The 4,555-nt window shown below is 36.6% G+C and carries 7 protein-coding genes and 1 pseudogene; 7 read left to right on the forward strand and 1 reads right to left on the reverse strand.

Annotated features, from left to right (window positions below; genetic code table 11):
• Nucleotides 1-397: 397 nt before the first annotated feature.
• Nucleotides 398-580, reverse strand: coding sequence for a hypothetical protein (locus AACS05_RS11185; protein ID WP_001013530.1), 183 nt, complete (start codon nucleotides 578-580; stop codon nucleotides 398-400).
• Nucleotides 581-712: 132 nt separating this feature from the next.
• On the opposite strand from AACS05_RS11185, the gene AACS05_RS11190 reads away from it, so the two are divergent.
• The 7 genes and pseudogenes from AACS05_RS11190 to AACS05_RS24980 all read left to right on the forward strand — a co-directional run.
• Nucleotides 713-1,828, forward strand: coding sequence for a phage/plasmid replication domain-containing protein (locus AACS05_RS11190; protein ID WP_045442786.1), 1,116 nt, complete (start codon nucleotides 713-715; stop codon nucleotides 1,826-1,828).
• Nucleotides 1,829-1,841: 13 nt separating this feature from the next.
• Nucleotides 1,842-2,114 carry a single-stranded DNA-binding protein gene (locus AACS05_RS11195; RefSeq protein ID WP_045442788.1) on the forward strand — a complete coding sequence of 91 codons (273 nt, stop codon included), beginning with the start codon at nucleotides 1,842-1,844 and terminating at the stop codon, nucleotides 2,112-2,114.
• A gap of 6 nt (nucleotides 2,115-2,120) precedes the next feature.
• Entirely contained in the window at nucleotides 2,121-2,351 is a 231-nt protein-coding gene (locus tag AACS05_RS11200) for a hypothetical protein (protein WP_134873018.1), read from the forward strand.
• A gap of 9 nt (nucleotides 2,352-2,360) precedes the next feature.
• Entirely contained in the window at nucleotides 2,361-2,582 is a 222-nt protein-coding gene (locus AACS05_RS11205; protein WP_071828927.1) for a major capsid protein, read from the forward strand.
• A 90-nt stretch (nucleotides 2,583-2,672) separates the two neighbouring features.
• A complete protein-coding gene (locus tag AACS05_RS11210) occupies nucleotides 2,673-4,142 on the forward strand; it encodes a hypothetical protein (protein WP_144243070.1) in 1,470 nt (489 codons plus the stop codon).
• An 8-nt stretch (nucleotides 4,143-4,150) separates the two neighbouring features.
• Nucleotides 4,151-4,459, forward strand: a complete 309-nt coding sequence (locus AACS05_RS11215; RefSeq protein WP_045442793.1) for a DUF2523 family protein — start codon at nucleotides 4,151-4,153, stop codon at nucleotides 4,457-4,459.
• Between the two features lie 3 nt (nucleotides 4,460-4,462).
• Nucleotides 4,463-4,555 (forward strand): annotated as a pseudogene (locus AACS05_RS24980) (zonular occludens toxin domain-containing protein); the annotation flags it as partial.

The following is a 4,555-nucleotide window of genomic DNA, read 5'->3' on the forward strand; positions in this document are numbered from 1 at the left end:
TGCGCATAATGTAGTACGCGTTATGTTGAAAAGGCCGCTGCTAGACTCTCATCCGGCAGCGGCCTTTTTATACATAACGCCATTGTGCGCACCTATTTTTGTTGCTCTTCCATCTTTTTTAGAAACTCTATTACATCCCCCATAATATAGCCTCTGCTGTTTTTCCTTGGTAGCTTTAACCCTCTGAAAAACCTGCCATTTCTTTCAGCAAGGACAATCTCCATTTCTTTGACCTTTAGAATTCTGGCCAACTCTGTTTTGCTGATTCTGAGTTTCAAGGTTTCACACATAAACAACTTTCCGTTTACATATTATTCCTTTGGTATTGCTTGATTTTTGCTCGATTTAAGTTCGGGGTTCTGTGACACCCGAACTTTACCGTGGTTTCCCACGGTGATTATCTTTTTGTGGCTTTGATGTCTCTTACGGCTTCCTTCATGTAGTTGTCAAGTGTGTAGAAAGCTAGATCCGTCCATTTGTATGGTTTTCCTGTTGCGTAGCTTATTTCAATTGCGGCTTTTTCAAGGGCTAGTTTTTTCTCTTCTGGAACCCTTAAAGATGCATATTTTTTACCATTCATAGCTTTGTCTCGATTTGTGTACCTGTGGTTTGCGCATGATAGTGCATTTGTAGTTCATGTATGTCTATACACTTGTGTACATGTGCACTTAGTCGTATGATGTGTACATGTTTCATTGTGTATTTGCGCACTATGTTTTTTGATTGGTTGAGTATTGAGCAAGATTTTGGTTATCAGCTTCCCATTTTGGGGGACGTTGCATATCAACGCGTTCACCTCCAGAGTGGTGAGGCTAGCTCTTTGTCTCAGCCTGTTTTTCAGCACAAAGGCTCATTTTGTGATGTTGTCAGTATTTCAATACGTGGATCTCTTCTTCGTATGACTGGCAATCCTTCTCGTTGGGGAAGGGTTGATAATTTGTTTGGATTAACAAGCGTAGATGCTTGTGTTTGTGTTTTTAACTCAATTCTTTTGGATTTGGGTTTACCATTATTTACTAAGTGCACTAGAATTTTTCCTTCTCAAACCAAAGAGAATGAGCGTGTTCATTTGATATCTGATGGCGCGATAGTAAAAGAACTTCATATTACTACTAACAAATCTGTTGGTAAGGGAAATGAAGATGATTATATATCTGCATTATCTACTCAGCCTTACCGTAATAGTTTGCCTCGTTTGCATTCTAATGGTAAATCTGTTGATTGGCTTTCTAAAAAAGGTAATGTAAACCTTATCTATCCGTGTGTTTATAATAAAGCTTCTGAATTAGAGCTTCATAGCCTCACAAAAATTAAAAACAAGTTTGGTAGTGATTCTTCTGAATATAAATATTTATTGAATGTTATTGATTATTGTCGTGAATCTGGCATTGTGCGTTTTGAACAAAAATTAAAGTCTAGATTTTTACAGCGTAAAGGTTTGTGTTATTGGGGACTTTCTGATTATTCGTCTTTAAAACTTTTACAGGATGAATTTGTAGAAATTGATAAAAAGATTTCGGTGACATCTATGGATTTTGAAACTATTAGTGAACATTTAATCTCTCAGGGTGTTGTTGACTCTTTGCGTTCTGCTAACACAACAGCAATGTACGCTATTCAATGGATGCATGGTCATTCTTTTGATTTAAATAAAAAACAGGTTCAAACTCATCGCGCTCGTTTGCGTAAAATTGGTATTGATATAGCTCAGAAATGTAATATTTCTAAGTTTAGTTCTGTTGTTGTAAAACACACCAGAGAAATAACTGTTTCGGATTGTGTTATTCCTTCTTGGTATATAAAGTTATCTCATTTACGTGTAGCTTAACATTAGGTGTATTATGATTAAGATTGAAATTAAACCTTCGCAAGCTGTTGCAGATACTCGTAGTGGTGTTTCTAAGAGTACTGGTAAACCATATACTATATCTGAGCAGTCTGGTTATATTTTTCTTGGTGGGGATTATCCTCAGTTATTTAAAATACCTCTCGAACAAGGCCAGGCTCCATATGCGGCTGGTTTATATGAGTTGCATCCATCCAGTATTTTTGTTGGCGATTTTCAAAAATTACGTGTTGGTAAAATTATTTTAACTCCTATTGCAGAGAAGTGATTTGTTATGGAATCTCGTGAAAATGTTATTCTTGGCTCGATTTGTGATGCTAAATCAGGTGGTGATTGCAAAGAAATTAAACTTACTTTTTCTGAGATTCCATACCCGCAACACTCTGCTGATGTTGATTACTCCTCTTTGGCGAACAGTTGGGGTGTTGCGTTTTCATCTGTAGTATTTCTTTATCTATTTAGTTTATCCATTGCTCAAGTCATTAGACTTGTAAAAAATGCTTAGGGAGATTTTATGAAATCTAAATTATTGTTACCTGTTTTGCTTCTTTCTTCTTCTGCTGTTTTTGCTGAGACCTCGTCGTCTTCTACTCCAATTGATTTGAGTCAGTTAACTAACAGCGTTAATTTTCAAGGGGTTATTACTGCTATTATGGCTGTAGCAGCTTCTCTTGTTGCTTTATATGCTGCTTATGCTGGGGTCCGTTGGGTTTTGCGTATGGTCAAATCGTCTTGATTTTATGGGAAGGGAGGGTGAAAACCCTCCTTATATTATGATTAGCTTAAATGACCTTTGGTATATTGTTGCTTTTTTATGGGGATTACTATGCGCTTGGGCTGTGATTCAAGGATTTCGGGGGTAATTGGTTTATTTTTCTGTCTTTATATATTTATTTATCCTTTTTATGCTCACGCTATTTTGCCTTTGTTGGCTTCTAGGGCTGTTCTCTCTACAGTTATTAGCAGGGTTGTTGTTAATAGAGCGGTTCAATCTGCTACAGCTGATGTAGCTTATCCTGTGCTTGTTTCAAATACTCGCAAGGCTATATCCCAATCTATTTTAAAAAAATCATCTTCTATACCTGCTGATTCTTTTTACAGGGGGGTTAGTGGTGGTTTAACTTGGGCGGGTATAGCTTATTCTGCTGGGCAGTTATCCGCTGATTATTTTTCTGGTAATGATTATATTGTTGCTACTGAAGGACGTTCAAATGGTGATGGCACGTATACTGTAACTATTGATGGTGTTGACTATATATCTGATTTTATGCCCTCAAAAAGCAATCCCTTTATTGCTCTTGTTGGCGCTGGTTCGGAAGGCGCCACTATTGTTGAGCAGGGGAAAGTGACTTCTGAGATGGGGCCTTTCTTTTATTATATTACCTCTAATAAAATTGCTTATGGTGGTGCTCAGGCTGTTGCAAATGCCGTATTGTCAGCAAAGGATTTTAGTTCTTCCTGTAAGGGACGTGATAATTGCACAACTTCTACAGGAATTAAATCCATTGTTAGAAATGGTCCTTTTTCTGCTGCTGTTGTTACTTATGACTTAAATGTTACTTTTAAAAAAAGTAATGGCGAAATGACTACCATTACAACTACTCATAAATTTCAGCTTAGTTACAATTCTGATTACAGCGCGTCTTCCTCTAATGATAAAGATTATCAAATCGCATCAGATAAAGATGGTTATTCTGCTTTAGATAAACTAAAAAATATTAGTCTTTCTTTGGATGAGCTTTCTGCTCTGGTTAATAAACTTCTTTTAGATGCATCATCAGAACCTGATTATAAGGGCATACCTTTTTCACCGTCTAATCCTGTTACCAGCACAGAAATCTCAAAGGTTTATCCTAACTCTGGCACTTTAAATAAATTTGACTGGCTCTATCCTGCGCAGAATTCTACAAGCTCTGATGTTAATATAAGCGTGGATAACGCTACTTCTACTTTGCCTGATGAAAAACCATCTGAACCGTCTAAGCCTAACGATACTGATATTAAAGTTGATTTAGGAGATTTTCCTACACCAACTGAACCTGATATTTCTAATATACCTACTGCTTTTGAAATTTTGAGGCCAATTACTGAATTATTCCCATTCTTAAAAGGGTTTGATATCGATTTTTCCGCGCGGTCTTCTGTTTCTTGTCCGGTCGCGTCTTTTGAGTTGTTTGGTAAGGTCTATACGGTTGATACACAGTGCATCCTTTTTGAACAGAATAGGGGGCTTATACAATTGGTATCAAGTATCGTTTGGGCATTTATCTCTATTAGAATTATTTTATCTGCGTAGGTTTTGTTATGATTGTTGCATTTACCGGATTGTTTTCTTTATTGTTATCATCTTTATTCTCCGTGTTGACATTTATTTTGCGCGGAATTGTTTTCAAATTTATTTTATTCTGGGGGCTTTATTTTCTTGTTCATGAGTTTATTGAGGTTGTTTCTTCATGGCTTCCTCAATCTACTGATATCAAAAATTTATTTTCAATTCTTCCTGATTCAGCTTGGTATTTTTTAGATTTGTTTCAGGTTTCTTATGGATTGTCTACCGTAATTAGTGCTTTATTGGTTCGTTTTTTTATTCGTCGAGTTCCTTTTGTTGGGTGATTTATGGCTATTTCAGCGTATGTTGGTGTTCCTGGCAGCGGTAAAACGTATGAGGTTGTTTGCAATGTTATAATTCCTGCTGTTAGTTCTGGTAGA

It is taken from the genome of Citrobacter sp. S-77 (assembly GCF_963864895.1).
Lineage (GTDB): Bacteria > Pseudomonadota > Gammaproteobacteria > Enterobacterales > Enterobacteriaceae > Citrobacter > Citrobacter murliniae.